The following is a 4,449-nucleotide window of genomic DNA, read 5'->3' on the forward strand; positions in this document are numbered from 1 at the left end:
TCTTCCCCGGCGTCACCCCCAGAGCGGCCAGGGCGTTCTTCCGGGCGGTGAGGTCCTGGCCGTTGGTGGATACCCGGGCGTATCCGATCAGGAGCCCGGCCATGGTGTCGAATGTCCCGTTTATCCCCCCGGAGGACCGGCTTACGGGACGAGTCCGTGCCGCCCAAATGGAATGCGCCGACATGCTCCATGATGCTCTGACTCAGAGCGTCGGGCTCCGGACAGTGCAACGGTCTGAGTACAAGACAGGTGTGGGAAAACTGTTAATAGCTGAGGCTCTTTTTGTTGCGTTTTTCTCCGCTCCGCGTCCGCATTTCTGCCTCAGCGGACGGAGGCATCGGTGGGAATAGGCAGGCCCGGGCAGACCGCGATGTAATCGATGTCCGGTGACGTCCACTCTCGCCACTGCTCGCCGCTCATGTTCTGGGCGAGCTTTGCACAAAGGGCGTCGGCCCAAGCCATAGGCCCGGGCCACCGGCGAACCATGCCGTCGAACGCCCCCGAAACGATGAGCTGGCCGTCAGGGCTGAACGCCACACTAGATACCTGATATTCGTTTTCGGTCATTGGTTCGCCGAGGGGCCGGCCGCTGTCCACGTCCCACAACCGCAGCGTTCCGTCGTACCCCCCGGAAGCAATCATCTGCCCGTCGGGACTGAACGCTATGGTGATCACCGCCGTCTCACGTCCGGTCATGGGCTTGCCGAGGGGCCGGCCGCTGTCCGCGTCCCACAACCGCAGCGTGCGGTCGTATCCTCCGGAAGCAATCTTCTTACCGTCGGGGCTGAACGCCACACTGGACACCTGGCCCTGTCCGGTCATGGGCTCCCCGACCGGCGGGCCAGTCTCAGCATCCCACCGGCGTATCGTGCCGTCGCTCCCCCCGGAGGCGATCCGGTGCCCGTCAGGGCTGAACGCCACACTGGACACCTGGCCCTGTCCGGTCATGGGCTCCCCGACCGGCTGGCCAGTCTCAGCATCCCACCGGCGTACCGTGCCGTCGCTCCCCCCGGAGGCGATCCGGTGCCCGTCCGGACTGAACGCCACACTGTGTACATGCTCCGTGTGCCCGGTCAGCGGCTCCCCGACCGGCTGGCCGGTGTCCGCATCCCACATCCGCACGGTGCCGTCCCAGCTGCCGGACACGATCCGCAGCCCGTCCGGGCTGAACGCCACACTGTCCCCAGCCTGGTCGTGTCCGGTCATGGGCTCCCCGACGGGCTGGCCAGTCTCCGCATCCCACAGCTGGACCGTCCCGTCCCCCCGCCCGGAGTCGATCCGGTGCCCGTCCGGACTGAACGCCACACTGTGAACATGCTCCGTGTGCCCGGTCAGCGGCTCCCCGACCGGCTGGCCGGTGTCCGCATCCCACATCCGCACTGTGTCGTCCCAGCTGCCGGAGGCAATCCGGTGCCCGTCAGGGCTGAACGCCACACTGTCCACAGCCTTTTCGTGTCCGGTCATGGGCTCCCCGACCGGCTGGCCGGTGTCCGCATCCCACATCCGCACTGTGCCGTCCCAGCTGCCGGAGACGATCCGGTGCCCGTCCGGGCTGAACGCCACACTGGTCACGGCACCTGTGTGTCCGGTCAACGGCTCTCCGATGGCCTGGCCGGTCTCCGCATCCCACAGCTGCACCGTCTTGTCACCACTGCCGGAAACGATCCGGTGCCCGTCAGGGCTGAACGCCACACTGTCCACCGGCCCCGTGTGCCCGATCAGCGGTTCGCCGAGGAGACGGCCGGTCTCCGCCTCCCACAGCTGTACCGTGCCGTCGTCCCCCCCGGAGGCGATCCGGTGCCCATCCGGGCTGAACGCCACACTGAATACCACGTTCTGGTGTCCAGTGAGCGGTTCGCCGACCGGCTGGCCGGTGTCCGCATCCCATATCCGCACCGTGCGGTCGTAGCTGCCGGACACGATGCGCCGGCCGTCGGGGCTGAACGCCACACTGGACACCTGGCCCTGTCCGGTCCGCGGTTCCCCGATGGGCTGGCCGGTGTCCGCATCCCAGATCCGCACCGTGCGGTCGTAGCTGCCGGACACGATGCGCCGGCCGTCGGGGCTGAACGCCACACTGGACACCTGGCCCTGTCCGGTCAGCGGTTCCCCGATGGGCTGGCCGGTGTCCGCATCCCACCGCCGCACCGTGCCGTCGGCACTTCCAGAGACGATGCGCCGGCCGTCCGGGCTAAACACCACACTCTTCACCCACAAACCGTGTCCGGTCATCGGCTCCCCGACGGCCCGGCCGGTGTCCGCATCCCACCGCCGTAGCGTGTGGTCGTCCCCTCCGGAGGCAATCCGGTGCCCGTCCGGGCTGAACGCCACACTGAATACCCCGCTCTGGTGTCCGGTGAGCGGTTCGCCGAGGGGGCGGCCGGTGTCCGCATCCCACAGGCGCAGCGTGCGGTCGTACCCGCCGGATACGATCCTGCCTCCGTCGGGGCTGAACGCCACGCTGTGCACCATGCTCTGGTGTCCGGTGAGCGGTTCGCCGAGGGGGCGGCCGGTGTCCGCATCCCACAGCCGGAGCGTGCCGTCGTCACTTCCGGAGACGATCCGCCCGCCGTCGGGGCTGAACGCCACGCTGTTCACAGCTTTCTCGTGTCCGGTCAACGGGTCACCGACCGGCTGGCCCGTGTCCGCTTCCCACATGCGCAGCTTGCCGTCGCCCCCGCCGGAGACGATCCGCCCGCCGTCGGGGCTGAACGCCACACTGGTGACTTCAGCCGTTGTTTCCACGACTTTTTGCAGGTAACGCTGCGTGATCACTGCACTCAGCAGCGCGCCCTGGCCTTCTGTCGTCGAAGTGATGGCCTGTGCGGCGAGGATTTGCTTCAGCGCGCGCGCAGCACCTCCGGGGCGGGCGCCCTCGAGGATGAACCCGGCTTCGGACACCACTCGGAGCGCGGTGGCCTCGCGGGCCCGTGCGTCGGCGTCCCGCTCGGCGATAGAGGCGCGCACGAAGCCGGCGACGGCAACCAATGCGATGACGAGCGCTGCGACCAGGACGATTTTGAGCACGCGCGAGCGTTTTCGTAGCACTGTTGCATGGTTCTGCGCTTCCCCTTTGGCTTGTGACTCCGCAGCCGCCAATGCCTCGGCTGCTTCCTGCTTCTCCCTGGCGGCCCTAAGCTCTGCTTCCTGCCTTTGTTTTTCGGCTGCCGCCCGGTCCTCCTCCCGCGACCTGGAGGCGTGCAGGAATTTCCGGGCCGGATGCAGCCGGTCCCTGAAACCCGGTTTGGCGGCCAGCGTTTCCGCGGCAGTCAGCCGGGCCCCTTCGAGCAGCCAGGACTCATTGCGGTTGCTGCGTTCCCACGCGGCGGCCGCGCGTTCCAGGGTGTCGGCTTCCTTGAGGTCTTCCCGTTCGGTGTCCAGCCACCCGGCCAGATCCTCCCACTGGCGCAGCAGGCTTTCCAAGGCAACCTCGATCACGGTCTCGCCGCCGCGTTCGTCTCGGACCAGCAGACGCTTTTCGACCATCGCATCCATCAGCGGCCGGGATCCGGCGGGCAGGTCGGACAGGCGTGCGATCCGGCGCGTCGGCTGGTCACTGTCCGGGCTGATGGTCGCCAGCCAGGGGATGAACGCCGCATGCAGCAGCTCCAGCTGCTGTTCCCGCACGGCGGGATCACGGGAGAGCAGGGCGTCGATCTCGTGCTGCACCACCTGGCGCATCCCGCCCAGCGCCTGGTACTCGGCCAGGGACAGGTTCCCGTCGCCGCCGTAGTCCCGGTACAGGCGTGCCAGGGTCAGCGAGAGCAGTGGCAGGGTATCGGCGCCCTGGGTGCTGTCGTCCAGCAGCCGGTCCACCAGGGCGGGCTCGGCCTCCAGGCGTCTGCCGGCGGCGGTCGCCCGGGCGGCAGGGCCGAGGATGACTTCCCGGAACCGGGCGAGCGGCATGGGTTTGAGCTCGTCGAAGACCACACTTTCTAGGCCCGCCAGTTCCGGGGCGGTCTGCAATGGTTCGTACCGGTCCGCCCGGATCGTCCCGGCCACAATCAACGCCGGAGTGGCCCCTTCGTCCTGCTGCAGCAACCGGGCGAGCAGTTCCAGGAACCGCGGGGCCTCTGGTCCGGCATCGGCGCTGAAGAGCTCCTCCGCCTGGTCCAGCGGCAGCACCACCGTGGGCGCCGAGACCTCCTCTGCATCATTGACAACATCGCCCAGGCGCGCATGGGCCGTTTCCCGGGCTTCGGCCAGCCATGCCTGCAGCCGTCCGGCATCGCCGGCGGTGCACACGGCCTTGATGTCGCCCAGTGTCGGCCGGGCCAGCCCGAGCCCGGTGCGCAGGGCGTGGATGGCCGATGCCAGGCCGCGGTCTCCGGTGAGCACGTTGCGTTCAGGGCGCACGATGTCCATGACCAGGAATTGCCGGTCATCGCGCCGCAGCCGCGGCAGCAGGCCCGCCCGCAGGAAGGAGGACTTGCCCGAACCGGACGGGCC

1 protein-coding gene and 1 pseudogene are annotated in these 4,449 nt (G+C 68.6%); both read right to left on the reverse strand.

The genetic code is table 11. The annotated features are described in order from the left end of the window. A pseudogene (locus J1902_RS19590) lies at window positions 1-103 on the reverse strand (recombinase family protein); the annotation flags it as partial. Window positions 104-321: 218 nt separating this feature from the next. After that, window positions 322-4,449 (reverse strand): nSTAND1 domain-containing NTPase (locus tag J1902_RS18695; protein ID WP_207617877.1); only part of this gene is annotated, 4,128 nt, incomplete at its 5' end.

The organism is Arthrobacter cavernae (genome assembly GCF_017368795.1).
Classification (GTDB): Bacteria; Actinomycetota; Actinomycetes; order Actinomycetales; family Micrococcaceae; genus Arthrobacter; species Arthrobacter cavernae.